Source organism: Arthrobacter sp. YAF17 (assembly GCF_052113365.1).
GTDB lineage: Bacteria > Actinomycetota > Actinomycetes > Actinomycetales > Micrococcaceae > Arthrobacter.
Genome location: NZ_JBFRDB010000013.1, coordinates 15,465 through 40,445, shown reverse-complemented (window position 1 = coordinate 40,445; position 24,981 = coordinate 15,465). Strand labels below are relative to the sequence as shown.

Genomic DNA, 24,981 nt, shown 5'->3' with positions numbered 1-24,981 from the left:
AGCACGGCCATGACTGAACAGCTGATCATCATCGGGTCCGGCCCCGCCGGCTACACCGCGGCGATCTACGCCGCGCGAGCCGGGCTCAAGCCGCTCGTCCTCGCCGGGGCGGTCACTGCCGGGGGTGCCCTGATGAACACCACCGAGGTGGAAAACTTTCCCGGCTTCCCCGGCGGCATCCAGGGCCCCGAGCTCATGGACGGGCTCCAGCAGCAGGCCGAGAAATTCGGCGCGCAGGTGGTGTTCGACGACGTCACCGAAGTGACGCTCACCGGGCACCTCAAGCGCGTGGTCACCGGCGCCGGAGAGACGCACGAGGCGCCCGCCGTCATCCTCGCCACCGGCTCCGCCTATAAGGAACTTGGCCTGCCCGAGGAGAAGAAGTTCAGCGGCCACGGGCTCTCCTGGTGTGCCACCTGCGACGGCTTCTTCTTCCGCGACCAGGACATAGTCGTCGTCGGCGGCGGCGACTCGGCCATGGAGGAAGCGACCTTCCTGACCCGGTTCGGGAAGTCCGTCACGGTGGTGGTCCGCAAAGGAGAGCTCCGGGCCTCCCGGATCATGGCGCAGCGCGCCAAGGACAACCCCAAGATCAGCTTCGCGTGGAACTCCGCCGTCACGGCCATCCACGGGAACGGCAAGGTCACCGGCGTCACCCTGACCGACACCCGCACCGGCGAAACCCGGGAACACGCCGCCACCGGCATCTTCGTCGCGATCGGCCACGTCCCGCGGACCGAACTGCTGCACGGCCAGGTGGACCTCGACGCCGAGGGCTACATCAAGGTGGATTCCCCGACCACCGTCACCAACCTCTCCGGGGTCTTCGCCTGCGGGGACGCCGTGGACCACCGCTACCGGCAGGCCATCACCGCCGCCGGCACCGGCTGCGCCGCCGCCCTGGACGCCGAACGCTACCTCGCCGCACTCGACGACGCCGACAGCATCGCCACGGCCCTCGTCGAGGAACCCACCCACTCCTGACCCCCGCAGAGGAAAGGAGGTGAGCTGAATGGATGCCGGCTGCTGCACCGACTCGACCTGCACCGACGCCAGCCAGGACTGCTGCGACAGCGACCTGGACTGCTGCTGAGCACCACCGCCGCTTGCCGGTCCCACAAGGACCGGCAGGCACCCGCTAATAACCGCCCACCCCACCGGATGAACCAGAGGAAACCATGGATGTAGCCACCAACCTACCCGTAGCTGTCATCGGAGCCGGGCCAATCGGCCTCGCCGCAGCGGCGCACCTGCTCGAGCGCGGCCTGGAGCCGCTCATCTTCGAGGCGGGCCCGACGGCGGGCGCCGCCATCGAGCAGTGGCGCCACATCCGACTGTTCTCTCCGTGGCGGTTCAACATCGATGCCGAGGCCGTCCGCCTGCTCGAAGCCGCCGGCTGGGAATTACCCCGCCCCACCGCCCTGCCCTACGGCGGGGAACTGATCGATAACTACCTCGCCCCGCTGGCCGCGCTCCCGGCCATCAGCTCAAAGCTGCAGACCGGCGCCCGGGTCATCGCCGTGACCCGGGCCGGGATGGATAAGACCCACACCCGCAACCGCGAGACCACCCCGTTCACCGTCCGGGTCGAGCACGCGGACGGAGAAGTCCGCGACCACGCCGCGGCAGGTGTCATTGACGCCTCCGGCACCTGGTCCACCCGCAACCCGCTGGGCACCTCTGGGCTTCCCGCCATCGGCGAAGACTCCGCGGCGGACCGGATCTCCGCGCCGCTCCCGGACGTCACCGGCCGTGACCGCGCCGCGTTCGCCGGCCGCCGGGTCCTGGTGGTCGGCGCCGGCCACTCCGCCGCCAACACGCTTATAAGCCTCGCCGGCCTGGCCAAGGAAGAACCTGGCACCCGGATCCTCTGGGCCGTCCGCGGCCCGTCCGCCGAGAAGGTCTACGGCGGCGGCGACGCCGACGGACTGCCCGCCCGCGGCCAGCTCGGTGCCCGCCTGCGCCGCCTCGTCGAGGCAGGAACCATTGAACTGCACACCGGATTCGGCATCGGCTCGCTGAAGTCCCTCGCCTCGCGCGTGAGTGTCGAGTCCGTGGACGGGCGGACCCTGGACGCCGACGTCGTCGTTCCGTGCACCGGGTTCCGCCCGGACCTGGACATCCTGCGGGAACTCCGGCTGAACCTGGACCCCGCCGTCGAAGCACCCGTGGAGCTCGGCCCGCTGATCGACCCGGAATTCCATTCCTGCGGCACCGTCCCCCCTCACGGCGCGGCGCTGCTGGCCCACCCGGACAAGGACTTCTACATCGTGGGCATGAAGTCCTACGGCCGGGCGCCCACGTTCCTACTGGCCACCGGCTACGAGCAGGTCCGCTCTGTCGCGGCCGCGCTGGCCGGAGACCGCGAGGCCGCGGACAGGGTCCAGCTCGAGCTGCCGGAGACCGGCGTCTGTTCCTCGGACATCGGCACCAGCTGCGACGTCCCGGCCGCCGCCACCGCGGCTTCCGCCGCCGTAACCTCCGGGGGTTGCTGCGGGGCGCCCGAACCGGTCCTCGTCGGGTTCCCCACCGGGCTGGCCCACGGCCGCTCCGGCGAAAACTGACCAGCCGGGCAGGCGGCCAGGTTCGCGCCTCCGACATCGTCATCACCATGGGCTGCGGCAGCCCTGCTCAGCAACACCGAGGCGGACAAGGAAGAATCAACCGCATGACTGAAACCACGAAAAAGCCCAGCGTCCTGTTCGTCTGCAGCAAGAACGGCGGGAAGTCCCAGCTCGCCGCCGCACTCATGAACCAGCTCGCGGACGGTTCCGTCACGGTGCACTCGGCCGGGACCAAACCCGGCACGTCGCTGAACCCCCAGTCCGTGGACTCGCTGGCGGAACTCGGCATCGACATCACCGGCGAACACCCCAAACCCTTCAGCGACGAAGAACTGAACGCGGCCGACGTCGTCATCGTCCTGGGCAACGAGGCAAAAGTCGAAGCCCCCGAGGGAAAGCGGTTCGAGGTCTGGGACACGGACGAGCCCTCCGAACGCGGCATCGAAGGCATGGAACGCATGCGCCTGGTCCGGGACGACATCAAGGCCCGGGTCCAGAAGCTGTACACGGAGCTCGCCGGGAACTGACCGCAGCCACGGGGCGGCACGAACATGGGCTGCGGTCCGGGGGCACTTTGACACGGACGCGCCGCCGACGCCGAACCCAGGGGCCGGAATTGCGTTCAAAGGCCCCCCGCACGGCTGGCGGCGGTGTCCGGCGGCTGCCCGTACGCACGTTTGCCCGGCATCCAGCCGGCAGCCGGCAGCCGGGCAAAAAAGGGCATGAAAATGGTGCCGAACCGGATACGCCTCTCGGCGGTAGGCCGCTCTAGGCGGCTAAATGTTGAAGCCCGGGGGTTTCGCGGTTCGGCACCGCTTTTAGTTTTCTACGAGGTTGGGGACAAGTCAACATTGACAGTCCGCGGGCGGCATGCGTACCGGGGGGGCCGGCGGCATGCCAGGGGGCTCAGTCCAGTTCGCCCAGCCGCCACGCGTTGGCGGCGTGCTCGAGGTCCTCGGCGGTCTTCACGAGGAGATGCGAATTGCGCGTGAGCTTGCTCGCGTGACTCTCGTTGCCGTGTTCTGCGCCGTCGGCGAGGGTGGCCTGGCCCAGCGCCACGACGCGGCAGAACGCGGCGGAACGTTCCAGCGCGACGTCGAAATCGCCGTCGAACGCGCCCGAGAGGATGGCGTCCGCCATCGACTTCATCTCGTCCGCTCCGGGGGGCTCGGCGGCGCCGGCCACCACGTGCGAGACCTGGGCGGTGTCCTTGCCGGCTCTGAAGTACACGGAGATCCGCTCGGGGTCCTGGATGGTGGCGGCACGGAGGGCGTACAGGCGCCAGAGAGCGCCGGGGAGCGAGCGTGCGGGGCTTTCGGCCCACATTTCGGCGATGGCCTCCAGACCCTGTTCGTCGGCGAGCTTCACGAGCCGCTTGGTCACAACCGGGTCATCGCTGTCGCGTCCGCGGCGCACGAGTGCCTGCGCGGCGAGATGGGCGGCCTCGGAGATGCGGGCAGGGTCGGCTCCGCCCGCGAAGGGCTCAAAGTCGATGGGGGCGAAGGCCTTCGGCTTGTGGTGCCGGTGCGGTCCGGGGGCGCTGGATCCTGCTTGCTCGCTCATGCCACCACGCTACTCCAGTGCCGTCGGGGAATCGAGCATACGGCCCGCAGGCCGGAGGCGGCTCCGAAGCCGGAGGCCGGGCCGGCGCCGGAGACCCGCCCGGCGCACGACGGCGGCGTCCGGGCCCGTGCGAAAAACCGGCCGCGGTCTGGGGTACAGTATTAACGTCCAGAAATGGACTGGGCTGATCGGCCCTAAAACAGCGGATTCATCCGCGGTTTCAGGGCATCGGCTGGGGCCTTTAGCTCAGTTGGTAGAGCATCGGACTTTTAATCCGTGGGTCGTGGGTTCGATCCCCACAGGGCCCACTCTTTTAGCGAAGAGTGGGAAAACCCCGGCATCCTGGCGACAGGATGCCGGGGTTTTTTGCGTCCGGCCCCGGTTTGCTCCCGCGTGGGCGTTAGGCGGTCCGTGCGTTCGAGTGTGATCTTGATGCTGGCAGCGATGGCCCGTGCGAAGCTCCGGGGATATCATGCCGTCATGGACGCCCGGCTCTTCGCCTACCTCAGCTACCGAGACGCGCCGGCGGCACTGTCGTGGATGGAGCACGTCGGGTTTTCCTTGGTCCGCCGTCAAGATTCCGGCGCCGGCGAAGTCGCACACGCCGAGGTCCGCATGGGTGACGCCGTCATCATGGTCTCGAGCGCCGATGCGGACTACCAGCGACCCGCACTGATCGGCAGATCCACGGGCGGCGGCCTCTATCTCCTGGTCGATGACGTTGATGACTTCTACCGGAAGGCCTTGTCGGGCGGGGGGAGTGCCGTGATCCCGCCGGAAGAGACGGAGTGGGGCACGCGCAGGGCTAGGGTGCTTGACCCCGAAGGTCAGGAGTGGAGCGCCGGGACTTACGAGCCCGGTGCCAGCTGGTAGGGGCCGCGGCTCAGCTCACCGCAGGCATCTCTCCGCTCTACCAGGGCCCTGGCGTTACCCGGCCGTCCTCGCGATAGCACGATGGGCTAGTAATCAGCTGGGCTAGGATTGCCGGATGAGCGCGAATAGCCCCTCCGGTTCCGGGTATTGGTATGGACCCGACGACGGCCTTGACCCGCCCGGCGCCGTCCTCCAGGCCCTGCGTGAGTACCGCATTGTGGAAGTCGCCCGGCGGCGCTCCACCAGAGACTCCATGGGAATGGGCGAGACGGACCTGCTGGCGTTGAGGTACCTGCTTCGCGCCCAGGCTGCCGGCGAGCAGGCGGGACCCAAGGACCTTAGCCGCGTCCTGGGAATCACCACGGCCTCCACCACCTCGTTGATCGACCGGCTCGTAAGCAGTGGACATGTCCGCCGTGAGCCACACCCCACGGACCGGCGCTCGCTGGTGATCGTCCCCACGGCGGCTACGGATGCAGAGGTCCGCGCCACCCTGGGGGAGATGCACCGCAGAATGATGACCGTCGCGGAAGGTCTCAGCAGCGAGGAGGCGAGAACCATAGTCAAGTTCCTGAGGCGCATGAGTGAAGCCATCGCGGAGCCGTCAGCCGACGTCGGAGATTAACCGGCGCGTCAACTAGCTAGTCTGACTAGTTATATGTATGCTTACCAACTATGTCTGATATTAGCTTTTCCGGCGGCGCCGTGGCTGAAATGGCACCAGCCGTTCTGCCTCCCGCGCAGGCCTTGGCTGCACCGAGCCACTGCGGGATGCCAATGGAGTGGAAAGCCCCGGCCGCGGCCACTATTTCCGTGTACTCCTTCGCGCCGGTCGATGCCGCGGCAGAGCTGCCGCCGGTCTGGCGCTGCGGTTGCGGCTTCCAGCTGGACGGCATAGTGCATACGTCCGGCATTCTGTCCGAGCTCAGCCGGTGACCCTGCCCTCAACTGCGGTCTTGGCGGAACGGCCCGCGGTCACCGCCCCCGCGGTCATTTCAGCCGGACTCGGTGCCAGAGTGCTGGCGCTTCCGGACGCCCCCTCGGGGCGTTTCGTCGTCCATGAGCTCCTGGGGCGGGGTGCCACCGCGACGGTGTTCCGCGGGACGGACCTGCACGACGGACGGCCCGTCGCGATTAAAGTCGCCGAAGGCCCTGACCCGCGGCAGGCGGAACGGATCCACGCCGAGGCGCGCATCCTGGCTTCGCTGGACCACCCCGCGGTCGTCACCTTCATCGCCGAGGGCATCGTCCCGGCAGGTGACCAGTGGGCGGGCCGCCCGTTCCTCGTCGAGGAGTATGCCTACGGCGGAAGCCTCGCCGAGCGGATCCGCAACGGCGCCGCAGCCGCCGGCGACGTGGCCCGCTGGGCTGAGGCGGCACTGTCCGGGCTGGCACACGTCCATGCGCGGGGCCTGGTCCACCGGGACATCAAACCCGCGAACATCCTGCTGAGTGAACTGCGGCGTTCCGCCGTCCGGATCGCCGATTTCGGCATCGCCACCCCGACCGGCACTGAGCTGGAGCCGGGGGATTCCTCCGGCACCGTGCACTACATGAGCCCGGAGCAGGCCGCAGGCCGGCACCCGGGCGCGCCCGGCGACATCTACTCCCTGGGACTCGTGCTGCTGGAGTGCCTCACAAGGGCCAAGGCGTTCCCGGGAACCCCGGTGGAATCCCTGGTGGCGCGGACCCTTCGTGATCCCGCGATTCCGGCCGGCCTCGGTGCGGCCTGGGTATCGCTGCTGGCCGCCATGACCGCCATGGATCCCGCGGCCCGGCCTTCGGCTGCCGCGGCGGGCAGGCTCGCAGCCAAGCTTCCGCGCGCATCCTGAGCTGCCGGGCGGCTCGGACTCAAGGCAGCTCAAGCTCCGGGCGGCTCAGCCTGCCTGGGTGCCCGCCCCTGTGAACCCGATGACCGCCCGGTTGCGGCCCGCCGCCTTGGCCTCATACAGGGCCCGGTCCGCTTCCCGGAGGAGGCGCTGCAGCCCCGCGTTCCGGTCGCGCGAGTCAACCACGCCAAAGCTCGCCGTCGGCGCGTCCATGCCGTCGGGAAGGGAACTGTTTTCGGCCAGCGAGGCGTTGATCCTGTCGGCGATCCGGACGCCCTCCTCGGCGTCGGCGCCGTCGAGCAGCAGCGCGAATTCTTCGCCACCGTAGCGGCCCACCAGGTCAGCGTCCCGCACGGCTGAGCGGCAGGCGTCGGCGAAAGCCCGGATGACGCCGTCGCCCGCGTCATGTCCGAATCGGTCGTTGACTGCCTTGAACCGGTCCAGGTCCGCCATCACAACCGCCGTGTCGACGCCGGCCGCCAGGTTGGCCCGGAGCCTGCGGTTGGCCTGGTGCATGAATTCCCCGCGGTTCAACAGCCCGGTCAGCCCGTCACGGTAGGCCAGCTCCTGCAGGTCCTCGGTGCGGCGGGCGTAGTTCAGCGATGTGATGCTGGAAGAGACCACCACCAACAGGACCATGGCCATCAGCAGGGTCACGCCGGTGCCGAACAGCACCTGGAACAGCGGATCCGCCGGGCCAAGCACGGCCAGCCCGACTGTCCGGCTCAGGTAATACGCGGCACAGCCCGCTGTCGCGACGGCGAGGGACCGGACAAGGTGCCAGGACTCTTCCCGCTCGCGCCACAGTTCCACGGACGCCAGTCCGATCGCGGTGCCCATCAGCGCCAGGAGCACCACGCTGCCGATCCGGGCGTTTTCTGAATAGCGGACTGCGGCGTCAACGGCGACAGCCGCCGTCGCCGGGAACCCGAAAAGCCCGGGCCGGACCCGCCGGCCGGCCAGCGAGCGGGTGCCGGCCCAGACGCAGCCCGAGCCGAGCACCATCACACCGTTGCCCAAGCTCGTGGCCCAGCCGACTGCCTGGACCTCGCCCAGGAAGTACAGGACGGCGGCCACGAAAAAGGAAGCGACAGCCCAGCACCACCACCCGGCGAAGGGAGCCCGGCTCTTGCGGTAGGTGTCGAAGTAGAACAGGACCAGCATGGTCAGCGTCATCACGGCGAAGACCACCATGAGCGTAGACCGGTCGAGCAGCACCATAATTCTGAAGATTTCCCAGCTGCCAGGCCGGCCCTCCCCATGGACCGCCGGCGTAGTTCCCCACCGGATCAGGCCCCGGCCGGGACAAGTCTCTCAGAACGAAGGCACCGCTGCCCAAAACGCCGCGACATTCGAACACCCCGGAGGTCCCCGGCACCCCCGCCGGGGTGCAAGATGGTGCCATGGATGCCGTCGACGCGCTCAATGAGATTGCCTTCTGGCTCGAGCGCGAGCTCGCGCCGACGTTCAAGATCCAGGCGTTCCGGAAAGCCGCCGGGATCATCGCCGGCCTCGAGGCCGAAGAACTGGCCGCCCGGGCCCGCGACGGCCGGCTGAAGCGGACCAAAGGGATCGGCGACCGGACCTTCCAGGTCATCAGCCAGGCGCTCGACGGCGACGTTCCGGAGTACCTGGGCGGACTGCGAAGCCGGGGAGCCCAGCCGCTGGTGCCGGGCGGGAACGAGCTGCTGGCCGCGCTGCGCGGAGACCTGCACAGCCACAGCGACTGGTCCGACGGCGGATCCCCGATTGAGGCCATGGTGGACGCGGCCAAGATCCTGGGCCGGGAGTACCTTGCCCTGACGGACCATTCGCCCAATCTCAAGATCGCCAACGGGCTGAGTGCCGGGCGGCTCGCGGAGCAGCTTGCCATTGTCGAGGAGATCAACGCCGACGGCGGCGGCGTCCGCCTCCTGCGGGGCATCGAGGTCGACATCCTCGAGGACGGCACCCTGGACCAGACCCCGGAGATGCTGGACCGGCTGGATATCGTCGTCGCCAGCGTGCATTCGAAGCTTCGCTCCGACAAGGGCACCATGACCCGCCGGATGCTCGGCGCCGTCACGGACCCGCACACCAATGTGCTCGGCCACTGCACCGGCCGTCTGGTTCAAGGCGGCCGGGGCACCCGCCCGGCGTCGGAGTTCGACGCCGAAGAGGTCTTCGCTGCCTGCGCGGAGCACAACGTCGCCGTTGAAATCAATTCACGGCCCGAACGCCAGGACCCGCCCGGCGCCCTCATCGACCTGGCCCTCGACGCCGGCTGCCTGTTCAGCATCAACAGCGACGCCCATGCCCCGGGACAGCTCGATTTCCTGCAGTACGGCGCCGAACGGGCCGAGCGCAACGGCGTGCCGGCTGAGCGGATCGTCACCACGTGGCCCCTGGACCGACTGCTGGACTGGGCCGGCTCGGGGCGCTGACGGGCGCGCGGATGCTCTGCCGCGGGCTTCGTTCCGCGGGACATGCGCTCCTGCTGATTAGAGGGTTGGACATAGGGCAGTTATGCCCGGGCCCGGGTGCGGGGAATGGGCATGTCCCGCGGTCAGGGGTTCCCGGGCATGTCCATCCGCGGCCACCTGCGTGGGGCATAGTGGTGTTATGCCCGGTCCTGGGTCCGGGGAATGGGCATGTCCCGCGGTCACGGGTTGCCGGGCATGTCCATCCGCCGCCTCCTGTGCGGGACATGCGGCCTTCGGCAGCCGTGATTCGGAAGCCATTTATCGCATGGACCTGGTGCCATCCTGCCACTTCGGTAGCATGAGATTTCCGGCACACTAACGGAAAGGGGATCCTTGGCATGACCGCCCCTCCCGCGCCCCGGCCCGAGGTCATTACGCGGCGCAATATCGTCAAGAGGCTCCGTGCGGCCGGCTGTGTCTTCGCCGAGGAGGAGGCCAGGCTGCTGGCCGAGGCCGCAGCCACACCGGATCACCTCGACGCGCTCGTGGAGCAGCGGGTTTCCGGCCTGCCCCTCGAGCACCTCCTCGGCTGGGCGGAGTTTTGCGGACTCCGGATCCAAGTGGACACCGGAGTCTTTGTGCCCCGCCGCCGCACGGAGTTCCTGGTCCGGGAGGCCGCGCGGCTCCTGGGCGCATCCGGCGGCACCGGACAGGCGCCGGTCGTCGTCGACCTCTGCTGCGGCTCCGGGGCGGTGGGGACCGCGCTCGCGGCGCTGGCCGGTCCCGTGCATCTTCATGCCTCCGACGTCGACGCGGCAGCCGTGCAGTGCGCAGTCCGCAACATCGTGCCGTGCGGCGGTGAGGTCCACCAAGGGAATCTTTACGGGCCGCTCCCGGAGCGGCTGCGCGGAAGGGTCGATGTCCTCGCCGTCAACGCCCCGTATGTTCCCTCCGCCGAAATTGGCACCATGCCGCAGGAAGCCCGCCTCCACGAGCCGCGGGTTTCCCTCGACGGCGGTGAAGACGGGCTTCAGGTGCAGCGGCTGGTGGCGGCCGGGGCGCCGCAGTGGCTGGCCCCCGGCGGGCACCTGCTGATCGAAACGAGCCGGCGGCAGGCGCCGCAGACCGTGGATCTTTTCATCCGCAGCGGCCTGACGGCCCGGGTGGCCAGCTCTGAGGAGCTGGACGCCACGGTCGTCATCGGGACACCCGTGCGGGGTGTGCCCTCGTAGCCCGAACGGCTTGGGTTAGGACAGCTTGTCGGGGTCGACGTTGGTCGCGGGACCGGCGCTGGTGGCTCCGCCTTCGTCGGACCAGTCCTGGCCGGCCTGGTCGTTCAGTGCCGGGTCCGACTCGACGTCGGACGCCGTGGAGGTCCCGAGGTTGACGGTTTCGGGATGGGCGCTGTGCGCGGGGATGCCACCGCCGGAAGCCGTGATGCCGCCGTCGTCCGCCTTGCCTGCAGGCTCGGTGGGGGAGGGGTCACGGCGGACCGCGGAACCAATGACCGTCCCCGCCCGCCGGGCGGCTTCGCCGAGCTGTTCGGACACCTCGGGGGCCTTTTCCTTCACCGCGTCGGTTGCCGCGGCCACCTTGTCCTGGACGGGCTGGCTTTCCCAGAGGGCTGCCGCCCGTGCCTTGAGCTTCTCGTAGGCGGCGCGTCCGGACCGCGACCCGAGAACGTAGCCCGCTGCGATTCCTGCTCCGAAAAGAAGTTTGCCTTTCATGCCGTACTCCTGTTCCTCGATGGTGCTGGGTATTAAAAGTGGTGGGGGCCGTGTGCCAAAAAACCGGCCCCGGGAAAAATCCCGGGACCGGTTTCCGGTCGCGTTGGCTTTAGCGGGCCGAACGCTTGGTGATCATGCCGTAAACGAGCRGGACGATGATCGCACCGCCGATGGCCAGGAGCCAGGTCGACAGCGAGAAGAACTCATTGATGCCCGTGTTGAAGAGCAATCCGCCAATCCAGCCGCCAAGAATAGCGCCGACGACGCCGAGCAGCAGCGTGATGAGAATGCCACCGCCCTGCTTGCCCGGGAGGATTGCCTTAGCGATTGCGCCGGCGATGAGGCCCAGAATCAGAAATGCGAAAAAACCCATTTTTATCGTTCCTTCTTCTTCATTGAGGAGGCACCCGGGTTGCCGGGTGCGCTACATCCTTCTTCCCCCAATACTAATCATGCTTAGTATCAAAGAGCCATTCGAGAGGAAGGGAATCCTCCTCGCCGCGGCTGCCGTGGGGTTTTACGCCCCTAGTTGTGGCTGGTAACAGCTCTCCTTTCTCCGTGGCTGGCCATCCGCCGATCTCGATTAATTGCGGGTGTCACCACGCATAGTCCTCCGGTGCCGTCCTGTATCCGGGGAAAATGTCATCGAGGCGCTGCAGCGCCTCGGGCTCGAGCGCGAGGTCCAGGGCGCGGAGGGCTGAGTCGAGCTGGTCCTGGGTGCGGGGGCCCACAACCGGGGCGGTCACGGCCGGCTGGTGCAGCAGCCATGCCAGGGCGACGTCACCCGGTTCCCGCGCCAGTTCCCGGGTGAAATCCTCGTATTGGCGGATCTGGTCCTGGTGCTTCTTGAGGGTTTCGAGGGACCGGCCCTCGGTGCGGCGCACACCGTCGCGCCCCGGCTTCAGCACGCCGCCCAGCAGCCCGCCCTGCAACGGCGACCAGGGCATCAGCCCGAGCCCGTACTGTTGCGCGGCCGGAATGACCTCCAGCTCGACGTTGCGGGTCAGCAGGTTGTAGATGGACTGCTCGCTGACCAGACCGTAGGTGTGGCGGCGCGAGGCAGCCTCCTGCGCCCGCGCGATCTGCCAGCCGGCAAAGTTGCTGCTGCCCGAATAGAGAATCTTTCCCTGCTGGACCGCGACGTCGATCGCCTGCCAGATTTCGTCCCAAGGCGTGGCCCGGTCCACGTGGTGGAACTGGTAGAGGTCTATGTAGTCCGTCTGCAACCGCTTCAGGCTCGCGTCGAGGGCGCGTCGGATGTTCAACGCGGAAAGCCGCGACTCGTTGGGCCGGTCCGTCATCGTGCCGTAAAGTTTCGTCGCCAGCACGGTCCGTTCACGCCGCTGGCCGCCGCTGGCGAACCATCGGCCAAGGATTTCCTCCGTACGGCCCCGCTGGCCGGTACCGCCGTAGACGTTGGCGGTGTCGAAGAAGTTGATGCCCGCACTCAGTGCCGAGTCCATGATGGCGTGGGCATCCGCTTCTTCGGTCTTTGGGCCGAAGTTCATGGTTCCGAGGCAGAGCCTGGAGACTTTCAGGCCCGAGCGGCCGAGTTGCGTGTACTGCACGCGATGGTCCTGCGAAGGCGGGGCGTGCGGGGCGGCGTCGGAGGCTACCGTTCCAGCCGGAACCCGAGCTTGATGGTCACTTGCCAGTCGGACACCTCGCCGTTTTCGAGGTGTCCGCGGATTTCCTTGACTTCAAACCAGTCCAGGTTCCGCAGGGTCTTGGCGGCCTCGGCGATGCCGTTGCGGACGGCGGCATCAACGCCCTCGTTCGACGTTCCGACAATTTCAGAAATGCTGTAAGTGTGATTAGACAACTTCGCTCCTCGTGATCGCCATCGAGACCCGGCGGTGGGCCGTTCCTGCAGATTAGCCGACAGATCGCAACGGGACTAGGGTCCGGAGGCAGCGCCTCAGACTGCAGGGCTTCAGGATCCGTAGACCGGGCCCGGCTCGGGACGCTTGGCAGTCCGCAGCGGGGCATCGGACCGTTTCCGGACGCGGCTGACCATCCAGGGAAGCAGGTAGTTGGTGAACCAGGCGAGGTCTCCGGCTTTGCTGTCCCGCCAGCTCGCTGCGGGCATGGGCTTGGGTTCCAGCGGCCTCAGGGTGTGGGGGACGTCCAAGGACTCCAGCACCATGGCGGCGATGGTGTGGTGTCCGATCGGCGAAAAGTGCAGGCGGTCGGGATCCCACATCCTCGGGTCGGAGAGCTGCCGCAAGGCCCAAAGATCGGCGATGACCCCGTGATGGCGCGTGGCGATGGTCCGGATGTTCTCGTTGAAGACGGCCACCCTGCCCCGGTTATGGCCCAGCAGCGGAGTATCGCCCCAGTCCGGGCCGGTGAACAGCACGACGGTGGCGCCGGTGGCACTGAGCATGCCCACTGCGGCGTCTAGGGTGGCAGCCAGCCGGTCCGGATCGCTCCGGTGGAAGACCAGGTCGTTTCCGCCGGCGGAGAGCGTGACCAAGTCCGGCTTCAGTGCGATTGCGGGTCCGAGCTGCCGGTCCAGGATGTCACGCAGGACCAGGCCGTTGACAGCGAGATTGGCGTAGCGGAAGTCCGCCCTGCCCTCGCTGAGTTCTTCGGCGACTCGGTCCGCCCAGCCCCTCATGCCGCCCGGACTCAGTGGTTCCGGATCCCCGAGACCGGCCGTAAATGAATCCCCCATGGCGACATATCGGCTCCACAGCCCCGCGGTCCTGATCCATGGAGCGCCCTGCCTCCGGCCCTGCCCCGGCGCGGGGCCCCGTCCGCCGGCCCAGCCGGCGCCAGGATCCAGGAAACCGGCGGCGTTCACACTCCCAGCAATACGCCGGGAATTCAAGTTTCACTAGGTACTAAGGTCCCTAGCGGGAGCCGGGCATCCGACGGCGCTCGGACGGCTGCCGATGGAGCCCGGCTCCGGCGGGACTCCTTCTAATACACGGAGCCTTCCAGCAACTCCGAGAGCCTGCCTGCCGCGCGCCGCAGCTCCGGAACGCCGGCCCGGAGCGTGGCTTCGGTGGCAGCCTCAACCGGGCTCGTCAGGGAAATGGACTCGCTGGGCGGGCCGGCCCGGTGAGGTACGGCCACAGCGACGGACAGGACTCCCGTGGCGCGTTCATCAGCCGAGTATGCGTAGTCGTCTCCGGGACCGGGCAGCCGGGAGCGCAGCACCTCGGCCGTAAATGTGGCGTCCTCGTGGCCTGCCGCGATCGCTGCTGCCGCCACCTGCTGGAGCTCCTCTTCGGAAGCCGAGGCAAGGAGAATCTTGCCCGCCGCCCCCAAAGTGAGCGGAAGCCGCTTGCCCAGGGGGAGGTCGTAGCGAAGGGGGGCTTCGCCATCGACGCGGGCAACCAGGATTCGCTCGAATCCGAGACGCGTATACAGCGATGCCGTGAGCCCGGTCTGGGATGCCACCTGCTGCAGGACGGGACGAGCCGCGACGACCAGTGGATCATTCTCCAGGTAGCTTCTGGCTGCGGGCAGCACGGCCGGCCCGATCCGGTAGGACTTATCCGTTTGGCTGACCATGCCGAAGTCCTGCAGGACCCGCAGGATTCGCAGTGTGGTGGGCGAGCTCATGCCGCATGTCCGGGCCAGGTCGCTGAGGCGCTGCGGGCGCTCTGCGCGCTGGAGCTCGGCGAATACCTCCATGGCCCTGGAGAGGGAGCGCATATTCGAGCCCTTCGGCTCATCCGCGGACCTGCCCGAGTGCGTGGATGTCAGCGTCGTCATCATTTCATTCTATGTAACTTCCTTGCGCTTGACAGCCCCTGTGTCGGGTGTCACTATTTCTCTGTACGCAATATAATTTCATTCTATGAAATTTATCAGGTGAGTTAGAAGGAAACGATGACAACGGAGTCCATCAAGACGAAACCCGAGAGCGAGAGCCGAGCCCGAGTGGCTCGCTCCGTGCTGGTGGGTATCAGCGCGTTCGCCGCCGTCGGCGCCTACGTCCTGGTCAATTCGGTCGGCCTCGGCCTGTGGACCTCGCTGGGGCCGGGCCCCGGCCTGTTCCCGTTCGCCATGGGAGCGGTGCTGGTCGCGATGTCGGCGCTCTGGCTCATCCAGGAACTGCGCAGCCCCAGCGAGACGGGCGAAGGTGTGGACCGGCGACTGGTAATTGAGGTCGTCGTGAGCCTGGTCATCCTTGCGGCGGTGATGGACCTGCTCGGCTTCCAGCTGAGCATGTTCCTGTTCCTGATGTACCACCTGAAGGTGCGCGGACGCCGGTCCTGGGTCTCTTCCCTGGTCACGRCCCTCGCCGGCAGCGTTGGTGCGTTCTACGCCTTCAACTACGGCCTGAACGTGTCGCTGCCCGTTTCGGCCTTCCCCCTGCTGAACACGATCGGACTCTAGACGTGGAAATCTTCAACGAACTTATGGGCGGCTTCGCGGCCGCCATGACCTGGCAAAACCTGCTCTTTGCCTTCCTGGGCTGCATCCTCGGCACCATCATCGGCGTCCTGCCCGGAATCGGACCCGTCGCCGGTGTCGCCCTCTTGATCCCCCTCACGATGAACCTGGATGCGACCGGCGCGATCATCATGCTGTGCGCCATCTTCTACGGCACCGCCTACGGGGGAACCATCACCAGCGTGCTGCTGAACACGCCCGGTGAGGCCGCTTCTGCCATCACGACCATTGACGGCTACGCGATGACCAAGATGGGCAAGGCGGGGGCGGCACTGACCATCGCCGCCGTCGGATCCTTCGTCGGCGGAACGATAGCCACCTTGGGCCTGGTCGCGGCCGCGAAACCCCTCGGGGAACTCGGCCTGCTCGTCGGACCACCCGAATTCTTCGCCCTGATGGTCGTCGGCATATCCCTCCTCGTCGCCCTGGCCGGCAAATCCATGGTGAAAGCAGTCATCTCCGGCGCCTTGGGCCTGCTGATCGCCATGGTCGGTATCGACCCCGTCGCCGGCGCACCCAGGTTCACCTTCGGTATGGACCGGCTCCTGGACGGCGTCAGCTTCGTCGCCGTGATCGTGGGCGTCTTCGGACTCTCCGAACTTCTCTCCCACCGCAAAAACAGTGCAACGCCCACAGTGCATGCACCGAATTTCCGTTCCCTGCTCCCCAACCGCGGGGAATGGCGCCGGAGCGCACCGGCCATGGCCCGCGGCACCGGCATCGGCTTCGGACTCGGACTCATCCCCGGCATGACCGGTTCCGTGTCCTCCCTGCTGGCGTACGGCGCCGAAAAGAAGTTTTCCCGCCACCGCAACGAGTTGGGCAAGGGCGCCATCGAAGGTGTCGCCGGCCCGGAAACAGCCAACAACTCCCACGCCAACGCCGCACTGATCCCGCTCTTCACCCTCGGCATCCCGGCATCACCCACCATCGCCGTGCTGATGGGAGCATTCCTTCAGCAGGGCCTCACCCCGGGGCCGACCCTCTTCACCGAGCACTCCGAAATCGCCTGGGCGATCATCGCGAGCCTCTTCATCGGCAACCTCCTCCTGCTGATCCTGAACGTCCCCCTGGTCGGGCTGTGGACCTCCATCCTCCGTGTGCCGACAACGATCCTGACCGCCCTCATCCTGCTCTTCATGGTCATCGGCGCCTACACCATCAACTTCAGCGTCTTCGATGTCTTCGTGATGATCGGCTTCGGCCTCCTCGGCCTCGCCCTGCGGCACCTGGATATTCCACTGGCGCCCATGGTGCTGACGCTGGTGCTCGGACCGCTCATGGAACGCTCCCTCCGGGAATCCCTGGAAATCTCGCAGGGCGACTTCGGCATCTTCGTCAACCGCCCCTTCTCTGCAGTCCTCATCGGCCTCGGCCTCCTCATCGTCTTCAGCCCGCTGCTCAAGCTCCGCAAGCCCAAGGCACTGAACGAAGACCCCGAAACCTAAAACCACCCCTCACATGCACTACCCCCAAACACCCCTTCAAAGGAGAAGAACAATGATCACCCGTCCCCGTATCGCCGCTGCCTTCGCAGCAGCAACCCTGATCGCCCTCACAGGCTGCGGTGCCAACGCCGGAGCCACCACTGCCGCCGCCGACGACTTCCCGAAAAAGGGCAAGTCCATCGACATCGTCGTCGCCTTCGGCTCAGGCGGGGCAGTCGACACGGCAGCCAGGCTCATCCAGCCCATCCTGGAGAAGGAGCTTGGCACCAACGTTGAGGTCATCAACAAGCCCGGCGCCGGCGGTCAGATCGGCTACACCCAGCTGACCAGTGCCAAAGCCGACGGATACACCATCGGCGCCACCGGCTCCCCGTCAGTGGTCGTTTCACCCCTGGATCCCTCCCGCGGCGCCAAGTACACCCGCGAGAGCTTTCAGCCCCTCGGCCGTCAGGTCATAGACCCCGCCGTCATCGCCGTACAGCCCGACAGCCCTTACCAGACGCTGAAGGAACTCCTGGACGCCGCCAAGGCCAACCCGAAGTCCATGACCGCCTCCACCACGGGCCTGCAGACCGGCGAACACTTCGCCATGGCGCAGATCCAGGAAGCTACCGGTGCCGAGTTCGCCCCGGTCCACTTCTCCGAAGGCGCATCCCAGGCCACCACCGCGTTCCTCGGCAAGCACGTGGACATCCTCGTCGCCAACGTCAGCGACGTGACCGACCTGACCAAGCAGGGCAAGGCCCGCGTCCTGGGCGTAATGACCTCCGAGCGGTCCCCGTCGTTGCCCGACGTCCCCACCTTCAAGGAATCAGGCTACGAAGTTGAAGCCGGCACCGTCCGCGGCTACTCCGCCCCGGCCGGGCTGCCCGAGGGTGTCGCGAAGAAGCTGGAAGCTGCCCTGCAGAAGGCCATCGAAGACCCGGCCGTGGTGCAGAAGATGAAGGACCTGGGCCTGCAGACCAGCTACCTCAACGGCGGCGACTACAAGCAGTTCTGGGCCGGCCAGGAAGAGGACTTCAAGAAGGTCCTCCCACTGGTTCAGAAAAAAGACTAGTCCCCCCACCAACCCCCATCCACGGAAGACACCACCATGACAACGCCCGTCCTTGAGGACATCGACGCAGACTTCGCCCGCCCCGACAAGGACGTGCTCGAGCGCCTCGCCAAAGTGCCCGCCGCCAACATCGGCGACGCCATGGACCGCCTCGGAATCGCCGACTCAGCCATCCAGGCCATCTGGCCCGGCGCCCGCCTCGCCGGACCGGCCTTCACCGTCTGGACACGCCCCGGCGACAACCAAGGCATCCACCGCGCCCTGCAGCTCGCCCGCCCCGGAGACGTGATCGTCGTCTCCGGCGGCGGGGACGAATCCCGGGCACTGCTGGGCGAACTGATCGGCGAACGCGCCATCAACCTCGGCATCGCGGGCTTCGCCCTGGACGGGGCGGCCCGCGACGCCGAAGCCCTCGCGGAAATCGGCATGCCGGTCTTCGCCCGCGCCACCACCCCCGCCGGCCCCTACAAGAACGGGCCCTCCCGGCTCGGCACCCCGATTTCCTTCGGCGGGGTTCCCGTCCTGCCGGGCGACGTCATTATCGGCGACTCCGACGGCGTGGTTGTCATCCCCCGTGAACAGGCAGCAGCCGTGGCGGAAGCCGCCGAGGCCGTCTTCGCCGACGAAACCAGCCGCCGGGCCGCCATCATCGCCGACCGCCACTAGACAGAAAAGACACCTAACAAATGACAGCGTGCACCGTTATCGGCCTCGGCGAAGCCGGAGCCACCTACGCCGCAGCCCTCACTGCCGCCGGCCACACGGTCACCGGGTTTGATCCCGTGGCCCCGACCACCCCGGCCGGCGTCACTCGTGCAGCTACCGCTGCCGAAGCCTGCGGCGGAGCTGACATCGTCCTCGTTCTCACGGGGGCCGGCGCCGCACGGGCAGTCGCGCAGGAGTGCCTGCCGGTCTTGCCCGCGGGGAGCTGCTACGCGGACTTCACCTCATCCTCCCCGCAGGCCATGCGCGAACTCGGCCAGCTTCCCAGCCGGGCAGCCTTCGCCGACGTCGCCATCCTCGGGCCGGTCCCCACTCAGGGTGTACGCACACCGCTGATGGTCAGCGGCCCCGGCTCCCGGGCCGTTGCCGAGCTCCTGTCCCCGCTGGGGGCCGACGTCGAAATCGTCGACGGCGAGCCGGGTGCGGCCATGGCCCACAAACTTCTCCGCAGCGTCCTGATGAAGGGCCTGGCCTCGGTGGTGGTCGAGGCCGTCACCGCGGGCCGGGCCGCCGGGCTGGAGGACTGGATCCGGGCCCAGATCGCCGGTCAACTCGCCGGAGACGGCCAAGCCGTCATCGACAGGTTCTTGACCGGCACCGCCAAGCACGCCGTGCGCCGCTCCAAGGAAATGCAGGACACCGCCAGCTACCTGTCGGACCTGGGCGTGCCGGCCGAGATGACGTCAGCCTCCGCAGCCGCCCTGACCCGCATGGCCCAGGAAGAGGTGCCGGCGGCCGCTGCCTTGCGCTGACCCCAGCATGAGGCAGAATCAGGGACAGGAACCAACGATGAACCTTCCAGCAGCAAAAAATTCCCCGGCAGGAGCGGCAACATGATCGGCATCTGGGCTCTTGGAGCCTACCTGGCCGTCATCCTGCTCTGGACGACACTGCTCAAGCGCAGCGTGGGGGAAGCCATGATCCTCGGCTTCCTGGTGGTGCTTCCCTTCACCGGTCCCGCCGCTGCACAGATCGGAGGGGAAGCGCTGTACTCGGCCGTGACCGACGAAATCGTCTACGCGACGATGGCGTTCGTCTTCATGGGGTACCTCCTGGACAAAACCGGCGTGCTGGACCGGCTCATCGACCTGCTGAACTCCCTGATCGGCGGGGTCAAGGGCGGACCCGCGTGGGTCTCCACTGTCGCGTCGGCGGGCCTGGGCGGAGTGGTCCACAACCAGGCCGCCATCGCCGCAACGGTCGGATCCGTCACCATCCCCTGGATGGAAAAGTCACGGCTGGACAAGCCCGCGGCGGCGACGCTTGTCGCGGGCAACGCGGGAATGGGGATCACCTTCCCGTTCAGCGCCTCAATGTTTGTCCTCGTCGGGTCCGCCACCGTGGGGCCCCTGCTGGACATCGACGACCTCGTCCTGCCCTTGCTCATCGGCGGCCTGTGGTGCTTCCTGCACCGGCTCATCGTTACCTGGCTGCTGATCCGCAAGAGCGGAATGACGCCGATGGATGCCGCTCACCGGCTGCCGTTCCGGGCAGCGGTGGGCCGCGGTTGGGCCACAATGTTGCTGTTCGTGGTCGTGGCCATCCCGCTGATCATCACCTCCGGCGCGATCGCCACGGCACTTTCGGACTGGACCGGGGGAGACATCAGCAAGGCCGTCAGCGTCATCGTCTGGATCCCTGTGGTCCTCATCATCACCGGAGCCCTGCTGGGTAGAAAGCAGCTGCCTGGCAGCGGCCGCGGCTGGTGGTTGCTGCTGCAGAACTCCGCCCCCAGGTTCGGGATCGTCGGCATCACGGTCGTGTTCGCCTTCGCCGGAGCCAACGCCCTCGCCGCCACCGGCCTCCCCAAGCAGATGACCGACCTGCTGAACGGGATGAACCTGCCGCTGTGGCTGCTGGCCATCGTGATCGGGCTGATCGTCATCGCCGTCGCAGCTCCGCTGTCGGCTACGGCGACGATGGCCGCCGTGGGAACGGTGGGCGTCGCCGCCCTCGTGGCCGCAGGAGTGCCGGCAACAACAGCGGCCGTCGCCGTGCTGGTCTTCTCCTCCTGCGAAGCGGCCGTTCCCCCAGGAGGCGCGCCGCTGTACGTGGCGTGCGGCATCGCGGACGTGGACCCCGTCAAAACCTTCGCCCGCCTCCTCACCCACTACGCCCTGCCGCTGCTGGGAATCGGCGTCCTGATCATCCTCGGCGTCCTCCCGATCTAAAGGAAAAACCACATGCACAAGATCCGAAAGGCTGTCGAAGTCGTCTTCGTCCTGACCCTCGCAGCCCTCCTCTTGGGAGGCGTGCTGTTCGTGGCCGGCCAGGCCATCGCCCTGATCGCCGGCCAAGGAGCATGGCTGGAATTTTTCAACGAATCCATCAAAACGCCGATGTGCATGGCGGCCTCCGTTTGCGCGATCGCCGGCTTTATCCTCAACTACAACCGCTACCAAAAGCAGGGACAGACCCCCCAGAAAGCCACGGCGCGATGACCGAAGCCACGGGCGGCAGTCCCTACCCGACCTTCGCCGAACTGCTGGAGCGGGAAGGCGGACTGGCTGGCACGTCGTGGGGCCTGTTCTCCGAAGCCGACCGAGGAACGCCGTCCTTCATCAGCCACGACACCATCCTGAAAGCCAAGAACTGCATCAGGACCGGCACAGTTTTCGGGTTGGACTACGCGGCCGACTCCTTCGCGCCCGGAATGTCCCTCAAACGCCGTGCACCCCGGCACACCATCTACTCCTCGCACCCGGCACACCGGGATGACTACCTCGACGGCTACTACCTCCAGGGATCCACCCAGATCGACGGACTCAGGCACCGCCGCGCAGACGACGTCGGGTTCTACAACGGCACGCCCGATGACCGAATTACGGAAGGCACACCGGATCTCGGCATCCAGGAGTGGGCAGAGAACCCCATAGCCGGCAGGGGAGTGCTCGTCGACCTCGACGGCTACCGCACCGGCCAGGGCGCCCCCATCGACCACGCAGCAGGAGAACCCCTCGGCCTCGACCTGATCCAGGCCTCCATCCAGGCCCAAGCCCTCACTATCCGGCCGGGAGACATTCTTATGCTCCACACCGGCTGGTGCGAATGGTTCCTGGACCTGAGCCCCGACGGGAAACGACAAACCCGCGACAGCCGCAGGGCCACAGGAGTCGCCCAATCACAGGAATTCGTCGCCTGGGCATGGGACCACCGGCTGGCGCTAATCGCGGCCGACAACTTCGCCCTCGAATGCCTGCCGGCGGTGCCCGGAAGCCCTTACCTGCAGTCTGCACCGAACGACAACGGGATGATGCACCAGCAGCTCCTGGCCAAACTCGGCATGCCGCTGGGCGAACTGTGGCGGCTCGGACCCCTCAGCAGGCACATGAAACGCACAGGCAACTGGGACGCCTTCATCAGCATCAAGCCGCTCAACATCACCGGAGGTACCGGGTCACCCGCGAACGCTACCGCATTGACGTGAAAGCGGTGGCGCCGGCCGGCCGAATCACCGGAGTCGCCCGGAGACAGCCCCCCGCCGCCCGGAGCCTAGGCCGGTGGTCGACTTCGTTCCCCAAGGGGTAATACGCAGGGGGGTATATTATGGATCGAACCCTGATGGCCCCCGGAGGAACAAATGCAACTCGATCCCGCCGACATGAAGCCTGTTATCAACAGGCTTCGCCGCGCCCAGGGGCAGCTCGCCGCCGTCACCCGCATGATCGAAGAGGGCCGCGACTGCAAGAGCGTCGTCACCCAGCTGGCCGCTGTTTCAAGCGCCCTGGACCGGGCCGGATTCTCGATCATCGCCACGGGCCTGCAGCAGTGCATGCAGCAGGAGGACCCCAGCCTGGACCGGGCCGAACTCGAGAAGCTCTTCCTCTCGCTCGCCTAAGCACCGGCTGAGCCCTGGCCCGACGCGCCTTCGGCGGAGCCGGCCGGGTGCTACCCGGCGCCGGCCGGTCAGCCGGCCCAGTCGGTCCGCCAGTCAGGCCTGCCGGCCCAGCCGGACCGCCAGTCAGGCCTGCCGGTCCGCCAGGACGAAGGTCTTGAGGTCGTCCAGTGTCTGTTGCATGTGGGCGTCCATCGCATCCCGCGCCTGGCGCGGATCACGGGTCGCCAGCGCATCCACGATTTTCTGGTGATGCCCGATCGCGTGCGCCTGGATTTCGCGCACCTCTGACGTCTGGGTCCGCCGCTTCTCCAGCACCCGGTGCAGCGGGGCGAACAGGACGGCCACAAAAACATTCTCCGCAGCGCGCAGGATGAGGTCGTGGAACGCCAGGTCCGCGGACACAAACGCGGCCACATCGTGCCGTTCGTGCGCCGCGCGCATCGATTCCAGCAGCCCGGCCAGGGTCTTGAGGTCGGCATCGCTGATCCGGCCGGCGGCCAGCTCGCAGGCGCCCGACTCCAGCATCCGGCGCAGCTCGATCAGTTGAACGGCGGCCGCGGCGTCGTTCTTTCCCTCTGAAGCCGCCCTGAGTACCGCCTCCAGGGAGGCCCAGCGGCTCAGCGGGTTGACGAAGGTCCCCCGGCCACGCTCCACGCTGAGGATCTGCTGTGCTTCGAGGGTCTTCATCGCCTCACGGACCGTCATGCGGCTCACCTCGTGGCGGGCGCTCAGCTCCAGCTCGCCGGGGACGGACGCGCCGGGCGGGAATTCGCCGGCAATAATGCGGTCCAGCAGTTCGTCAGCGACGACGCCGACCAGCGACTTCCTAGCCAATTTTCCCCATTCGCCGTCACCGAGTTGCCTGATGGACAAGTCTACTTGCGCGTCTTTGTGCCGTATGCCACACTAGCATTCAAATGTTAGATGTCAGACATCTTACAAATAACCCCAAACGCAGCAGACTTTCCCACAATGGAGTGCAAGTGCCCTTTGAATCAGAGCTTTTCGAATCAGATGTGCTGGCCGCCTTCCCGGCAGAGGTGCAAATCCCTGCACGGACCGTGGCCGGTGCCCTCGAGGCCTCGTCCGAGTCGTCCCCCCGCATCCTGGTGGTGCTCGACGACGACCCGACCGGCACGCAGTCCGTCGCCGACCTGCCGGTCCTCACCCGCTGGGAGGTCGCGGACTTCACGTGGGCCTTCAACCACCGCATCGACGGCCGCCGCCAGGACGCCGTCTACGTCCTGACCAACACCCGGAGCCTGGACCCCGCCGAAGCGGCCGCCCGCAACGAGGAAGTGGTCCGGAACGCCCTCGCGGCGGCCGCCCTCGAATCCGGCGGCGCCGGTTCCGAGAGTGCCGGTCTCCGCCTCGCGTTCGTCAGCCGCAGCGACTCCACCCTCCGCGGCCACTACCCGCTGGAACCGGACACCATCGCGGCGACCGTCGCCGCCGTCAGCGGCGAGGCGACGGACGGCGTCGTGATCGTCCCCGCCTTCCCCGACGCCGGACGCGTGACGATCGGCGGCGTGCACTACATGCGCGGCACCGGCGAGAATGCAGGAAAACTCACACCCGTGGCCGAAACCGAATTCGCCCGGGATGCCAGCTTCGGCTTCGCCAACTCCGAACTGGCGAAGTACGTGGAAGAGAAGTCCGGCGGCCGGTTCCCGGCGGATTCGGTGATCGTGCTGGACCTGAACATCATCCGCGCCGCCGGCCCGGACGGCGATCCCCAGATCTCGGCCAAGGCGATCGCCGACGCCATCGACTCCGCCGCCGACTCCACCCCGATCGTGGCAGACATCGTGACCGAAAACGATTTCCGCGCCCTCGCCCTGGGCCTCGAGGAAGCCGAACGCCGCGGCAAGAAGCTGCTCTACCGGGTGGGCCCGCCGTTCGTCCGGGGCCGCATCGGCCAGGAAATCCGACCCGCGCTCAGCGGCGAGGAGGCGTACGCGGGCAACACGCCCTCCGGCGCCGGCGGCCTGATCGTCGTCGGCTCGCACGTCGGTGTCACCACCCGCCAGCTCAAGGCCCTCGTGGAACAGCACAGCGCCGCGCGCATCGTGGAGATCGACGTCGAACAGCTGCTCGGCGGCGACTCCGAGGGCTACCTGGCCGGGATCGTCGGGGAGGTGGTGGAGTCCCTCCACAGCGCCGACGTCATCCTCCACACCAGCCGGCTGCTCATCAAAACGGACGACGCCGCCGAAAGCCTGCGGATTGCCCGCACGGTGTCCGCCGCCGTCGTCGCCGTGGTGAACCGGACCCTGAAGACGTTCCCGCCGCGCTTTGTCATCGCCAAGGGAGGCATCACGTCCTCGGACGTGGCTGCCCACGGCCTGGAAATCCGCCACGCGATCGTTCGCGGCCCCATGCTGCCGGGCATCGTCAGCCTGTGGGAGCCGGTGGACGGACCCGCCAAGGGCATCCCGTACATCGTTTTCGCCGGCAACGTGGGCGACGACGAATCCCTGGCCCAGGTCACCCGCAAACTCAGCAACACTTTCTAGCCTGCCCCCGAAATCCAGATTTCAACGGAGA

Annotated in this window: 28 protein-coding genes and 1 tRNA gene; 20 read left to right on the top strand and 9 right to left on the bottom strand. The window is 67.4% G+C overall.

Translation table 11 applies throughout. The annotated features are described in order from the left end of the window. Nucleotides 1-9: 9 nt before the first annotated feature. The 3 genes from trxB (at nucleotide 10) to AB4Y67_RS12185 (ending at nucleotide 3,091) form a co-directional block, all read left to right on the top strand. Nucleotides 10-984, top strand: a complete 975-nt coding sequence (gene trxB / locus AB4Y67_RS12195; RefSeq protein ID WP_441406040.1) for a thioredoxin-disulfide reductase — start codon at nucleotides 10-12, stop codon at nucleotides 982-984. A 194-nt stretch (nucleotides 985-1,178) separates the two neighbouring features. Next, a complete protein-coding gene (locus AB4Y67_RS12190; protein WP_441406039.1) occupies nucleotides 1,179-2,564 on the top strand; it encodes an FAD-dependent oxidoreductase in 1,386 nt (461 codons plus the stop codon). 104 nt (nucleotides 2,565-2,668) lie between these two features. Then, the gene (locus AB4Y67_RS12185; protein WP_441406038.1) at nucleotides 2,669-3,091 is read left to right on the top strand and encodes an arsenate-mycothiol transferase ArsC; all 423 of its coding nucleotides are present in this window, start codon (nucleotides 2,669-2,671) and stop codon (nucleotides 3,089-3,091) included. Nucleotides 3,092-3,470: 379 nt separating this feature from the next. Here the strand turns inward: AB4Y67_RS12185 and AB4Y67_RS12180 are convergent, their stop codons facing one another. Further along, nucleotides 3,471-4,127 (bottom strand): hypothetical protein, encoded by a 657-nt coding sequence (locus AB4Y67_RS12180; RefSeq protein ID WP_441406037.1) that lies wholly within the window; start codon nucleotides 4,125-4,127, stop codon nucleotides 3,471-3,473. 235 nt (nucleotides 4,128-4,362) lie between these two features. Here AB4Y67_RS12180 and AB4Y67_RS12175 point away from each other — a divergent pair. From AB4Y67_RS12175 to AB4Y67_RS12155, 5 genes are all read left to right on the top strand, one after another. Next, nucleotides 4,363-4,435 (top strand) — tRNA-Lys (locus AB4Y67_RS12175). A gap of 172 nt (nucleotides 4,436-4,607) precedes the next feature. Further along, nucleotides 4,608-5,000, top strand: a complete 393-nt coding sequence (locus AB4Y67_RS12170; protein WP_441406036.1) for a VOC family protein — start codon at nucleotides 4,608-4,610, stop codon at nucleotides 4,998-5,000. A 115-nt stretch (nucleotides 5,001-5,115) separates the two neighbouring features. Beyond that, entirely contained in the window at nucleotides 5,116-5,625 is a 510-nt protein-coding gene (locus tag AB4Y67_RS12165) for a MarR family winged helix-turn-helix transcriptional regulator (protein WP_441406035.1), read from the top strand. A gap of 152 nt (nucleotides 5,626-5,777) precedes the next feature. After that, nucleotides 5,778-5,936 (top strand): hypothetical protein, encoded by a 159-nt coding sequence (locus tag AB4Y67_RS12160; RefSeq protein ID WP_441406034.1) that lies wholly within the window; start codon nucleotides 5,778-5,780, stop codon nucleotides 5,934-5,936. A gap of 20 nt (nucleotides 5,937-5,956) precedes the next feature. Continuing rightward, nucleotides 5,957-6,832: a serine/threonine-protein kinase gene (locus tag AB4Y67_RS12155; protein ID WP_441406033.1), complete on the top strand. Its 876-nt coding sequence runs from the start codon at nucleotides 5,957-5,959 to the stop codon at nucleotides 6,830-6,832. 45 nt (nucleotides 6,833-6,877) lie between these two features. Here AB4Y67_RS12155 and AB4Y67_RS12150 read toward each other — a convergent pair whose 3' ends face one another. Beyond that, complete coding sequence (locus tag AB4Y67_RS12150) at nucleotides 6,878-8,050, bottom strand: GGDEF domain-containing protein (RefSeq protein WP_441406032.1); 1,173 nt, start codon at nucleotides 8,048-8,050, stop codon at nucleotides 6,878-6,880. 182 nt (nucleotides 8,051-8,232) lie between these two features. Between AB4Y67_RS12150 and AB4Y67_RS12145 the strand changes: the two genes are divergently transcribed. After that, nucleotides 8,233-9,252, top strand: a complete 1,020-nt coding sequence (locus AB4Y67_RS12145) for a PHP domain-containing protein (RefSeq protein ID WP_441406031.1) — start codon at nucleotides 8,233-8,235, stop codon at nucleotides 9,250-9,252. 377 nt (nucleotides 9,253-9,629) lie between these two features. After that, nucleotides 9,630-10,463, top strand: coding sequence for a putative protein N(5)-glutamine methyltransferase (locus AB4Y67_RS12140; RefSeq protein ID WP_441406030.1), 834 nt, complete (start codon nucleotides 9,630-9,632; stop codon nucleotides 10,461-10,463). 15 nt (nucleotides 10,464-10,478) lie between these two features. Here the strand turns inward: AB4Y67_RS12140 and AB4Y67_RS12135 are convergent, their stop codons facing one another. The 6 genes from AB4Y67_RS12135 to AB4Y67_RS12110 form a co-directional block, all read right to left on the bottom strand. Then, nucleotides 10,479-10,958, bottom strand: a complete 480-nt coding sequence (locus tag AB4Y67_RS12135) for a hypothetical protein (protein ID WP_441406029.1) — start codon at nucleotides 10,956-10,958, stop codon at nucleotides 10,479-10,481. A gap of 109 nt (nucleotides 10,959-11,067) precedes the next feature. Then, the gene (locus AB4Y67_RS12130; RefSeq protein ID WP_441406028.1) at nucleotides 11,068-11,331 is read right to left on the bottom strand and encodes a GlsB/YeaQ/YmgE family stress response membrane protein; all 264 of its coding nucleotides are present in this window, start codon (nucleotides 11,329-11,331) and stop codon (nucleotides 11,068-11,070) included. Between the two features lie 223 nt (nucleotides 11,332-11,554). Next, nucleotides 11,555-12,526 carry an aldo/keto reductase gene (locus AB4Y67_RS12125; RefSeq protein WP_441406027.1) on the bottom strand — a complete coding sequence of 324 codons (972 nt, stop codon included), beginning with the start codon at nucleotides 12,524-12,526 and terminating at the stop codon, nucleotides 11,555-11,557. A gap of 44 nt (nucleotides 12,527-12,570) precedes the next feature. Beyond that, entirely contained in the window at nucleotides 12,571-12,780 is a 210-nt protein-coding gene (locus AB4Y67_RS12120; RefSeq protein ID WP_441406026.1) for a dodecin, read from the bottom strand. A 111-nt stretch (nucleotides 12,781-12,891) separates the two neighbouring features. Continuing rightward, complete coding sequence (locus AB4Y67_RS12115; protein WP_441406025.1) at nucleotides 12,892-13,635, bottom strand: SGNH/GDSL hydrolase family protein; 744 nt, start codon at nucleotides 13,633-13,635, stop codon at nucleotides 12,892-12,894. Between the two features lie 248 nt (nucleotides 13,636-13,883). Then, a complete protein-coding gene (locus tag AB4Y67_RS12110) occupies nucleotides 13,884-14,684 on the bottom strand; it encodes an IclR family transcriptional regulator (RefSeq protein WP_441406024.1) in 801 nt (266 codons plus the stop codon). 117 nt (nucleotides 14,685-14,801) lie between these two features. Between AB4Y67_RS12110 and AB4Y67_RS12105 the strand changes: the two genes are divergently transcribed. From AB4Y67_RS12105 to AB4Y67_RS12065, 9 genes are all read left to right on the top strand, one after another. Next, nucleotides 14,802-15,311 (top strand): tripartite tricarboxylate transporter TctB family protein, encoded by a 510-nt coding sequence (locus tag AB4Y67_RS12105; protein WP_441406023.1) that lies wholly within the window; start codon nucleotides 14,802-14,804, stop codon nucleotides 15,309-15,311. A gap of 2 nt (nucleotides 15,312-15,313) precedes the next feature. Next, complete coding sequence (locus tag AB4Y67_RS12100) at nucleotides 15,314-16,816, top strand: tripartite tricarboxylate transporter permease (protein WP_441406022.1); 1,503 nt, start codon at nucleotides 15,314-15,316, stop codon at nucleotides 16,814-16,816. A 52-nt stretch (nucleotides 16,817-16,868) separates the two neighbouring features. Continuing rightward, on the top strand, nucleotides 16,869-17,873 hold the full coding sequence (locus AB4Y67_RS12095) for a tripartite tricarboxylate transporter substrate binding protein (protein ID WP_441406021.1): 1,005 nt from the start codon (nucleotides 16,869-16,871) through the stop codon (nucleotides 17,871-17,873). 36 nt (nucleotides 17,874-17,909) lie between these two features. After that, on the top strand, nucleotides 17,910-18,539 hold the full coding sequence (locus AB4Y67_RS12090) for a methyltransferase (protein ID WP_441406020.1): 630 nt from the start codon (nucleotides 17,910-17,912) through the stop codon (nucleotides 18,537-18,539). A 20-nt stretch (nucleotides 18,540-18,559) separates the two neighbouring features. Next, nucleotides 18,560-19,348: a DUF1932 domain-containing protein gene (locus AB4Y67_RS12085; protein ID WP_441406019.1), complete on the top strand. Its 789-nt coding sequence runs from the start codon at nucleotides 18,560-18,562 to the stop codon at nucleotides 19,346-19,348. A gap of 81 nt (nucleotides 19,349-19,429) precedes the next feature. Next, complete coding sequence (locus AB4Y67_RS12080) at nucleotides 19,430-20,767, top strand: TRAP transporter large permease subunit (RefSeq protein WP_441406018.1); 1,338 nt, start codon at nucleotides 19,430-19,432, stop codon at nucleotides 20,765-20,767. 12 nt (nucleotides 20,768-20,779) lie between these two features. Further along, on the top strand, nucleotides 20,780-21,037 hold the full coding sequence (locus AB4Y67_RS12075) for a hypothetical protein (protein ID WP_441406017.1): 258 nt from the start codon (nucleotides 20,780-20,782) through the stop codon (nucleotides 21,035-21,037). Further along, entirely contained in the window at nucleotides 21,034-22,023 is a 990-nt protein-coding gene (locus AB4Y67_RS12070; RefSeq protein WP_441406016.1) for a cyclase family protein, read from the top strand. The genes AB4Y67_RS12075 and AB4Y67_RS12070 overlap by 4 nt, the downstream gene beginning before the upstream one ends. A 153-nt stretch (nucleotides 22,024-22,176) precedes the next feature. Next, nucleotides 22,177-22,434, top strand: coding sequence for a metal-sensitive transcriptional regulator (locus AB4Y67_RS12065; RefSeq protein WP_441406015.1), 258 nt, complete (start codon nucleotides 22,177-22,179; stop codon nucleotides 22,432-22,434). A gap of 123 nt (nucleotides 22,435-22,557) precedes the next feature. Here AB4Y67_RS12065 and AB4Y67_RS12060 read toward each other — a convergent pair whose 3' ends face one another. Further along, the gene (locus tag AB4Y67_RS12060; protein ID WP_441406096.1) at nucleotides 22,558-23,268 is read right to left on the bottom strand and encodes a FadR/GntR family transcriptional regulator; all 711 of its coding nucleotides are present in this window, start codon (nucleotides 23,266-23,268) and stop codon (nucleotides 22,558-22,560) included. Between the two features lie 149 nt (nucleotides 23,269-23,417). Between AB4Y67_RS12060 and AB4Y67_RS12055 the strand changes: the two genes are divergently transcribed. Then, entirely contained in the window at nucleotides 23,418-24,950 is a 1,533-nt protein-coding gene (locus AB4Y67_RS12055) for a four-carbon acid sugar kinase family protein (RefSeq protein ID WP_441406014.1), read from the top strand. Nucleotides 24,951-24,981 lie beyond the last annotated feature (31 nt).

Bases quoted from the DNA above. Each gene is read 5' to 3' on its own strand.
- AB4Y67_RS12140 (WP_441406030.1), top strand. From the start codon at position 9,630: ATGACCGCCCCTCCCGCGCCCCGGCCCGAGGTCATTACGCGGCGCAAT.
- AB4Y67_RS12145 (WP_441406031.1), top strand. From the start codon at position 8,233: ATGGATGCCGTCGACGCGCTCAATGAGATTGCCTTCTGGCTCGAGCGC.
- AB4Y67_RS12090 (WP_441406020.1), top strand. From the start codon at position 17,910: ATGACAACGCCCGTCCTTGAGGACATCGACGCAGACTTCGCCCGCCCC.
- AB4Y67_RS12190 (WP_441406039.1), top strand. From the start codon at position 1,179: ATGGATGTAGCCACCAACCTACCCGTAGCTGTCATCGGAGCCGGGCCA.
- AB4Y67_RS12110 (WP_441406024.1), bottom strand. From the start codon at position 14,684: ATGACGACGCTGACATCCACGCACTCGGGCAGGTCCGCGGATGAGCCG.
- AB4Y67_RS12095 (WP_441406021.1), top strand. From the start codon at position 16,869: ATGATCACCCGTCCCCGTATCGCCGCTGCCTTCGCAGCAGCAACCCTG.
- AB4Y67_RS12170 (WP_441406036.1), top strand. From the start codon at position 4,608: ATGGACGCCCGGCTCTTCGCCTACCTCAGCTACCGAGACGCGCCGGCG.
- AB4Y67_RS12185 (WP_441406038.1), top strand. From the start codon at position 2,669: ATGACTGAAACCACGAAAAAGCCCAGCGTCCTGTTCGTCTGCAGCAAG.
- AB4Y67_RS12115 (WP_441406025.1), bottom strand. From the start codon at position 13,635: ATGGGGGATTCATTTACGGCCGGTCTCGGGGATCCGGAACCACTGAGT.
- trxB (WP_441406040.1), top strand. From the start codon at position 10: ATGACTGAACAGCTGATCATCATCGGGTCCGGCCCCGCCGGCTACACC.
- AB4Y67_RS12080 (WP_441406018.1), top strand. From the start codon at position 19,430: ATGATCGGCATCTGGGCTCTTGGAGCCTACCTGGCCGTCATCCTGCTC.
- AB4Y67_RS12085 (WP_441406019.1), top strand. From the start codon at position 18,560: ATGACAGCGTGCACCGTTATCGGCCTCGGCGAAGCCGGAGCCACCTAC.
- AB4Y67_RS12180 (WP_441406037.1), bottom strand. From the start codon at position 4,127: ATGAGCGAGCAAGCAGGATCCAGCGCCCCCGGACCGCACCGGCACCAC.
- AB4Y67_RS12070 (WP_441406016.1), top strand. From the start codon at position 21,034: ATGACCGAAGCCACGGGCGGCAGTCCCTACCCGACCTTCGCCGAACTG.
- AB4Y67_RS12075 (WP_441406017.1), top strand. From the start codon at position 20,780: ATGCACAAGATCCGAAAGGCTGTCGAAGTCGTCTTCGTCCTGACCCTC.
- AB4Y67_RS12065 (WP_441406015.1), top strand. From the start codon at position 22,177: ATGCAACTCGATCCCGCCGACATGAAGCCTGTTATCAACAGGCTTCGC.
- AB4Y67_RS12150 (WP_441406032.1), bottom strand. From the start codon at position 8,050: ATGGTGCTGCTCGACCGGTCTACGCTCATGGTGGTCTTCGCCGTGATG.
- AB4Y67_RS12160 (WP_441406034.1), top strand. From the start codon at position 5,778: ATGGAGTGGAAAGCCCCGGCCGCGGCCACTATTTCCGTGTACTCCTTC.
- AB4Y67_RS12165 (WP_441406035.1), top strand. From the start codon at position 5,116: ATGAGCGCGAATAGCCCCTCCGGTTCCGGGTATTGGTATGGACCCGAC.
- AB4Y67_RS12135 (WP_441406029.1), bottom strand. From the start codon at position 10,958: ATGAAAGGCAAACTTCTTTTCGGAGCAGGAATCGCAGCGGGCTACGTT.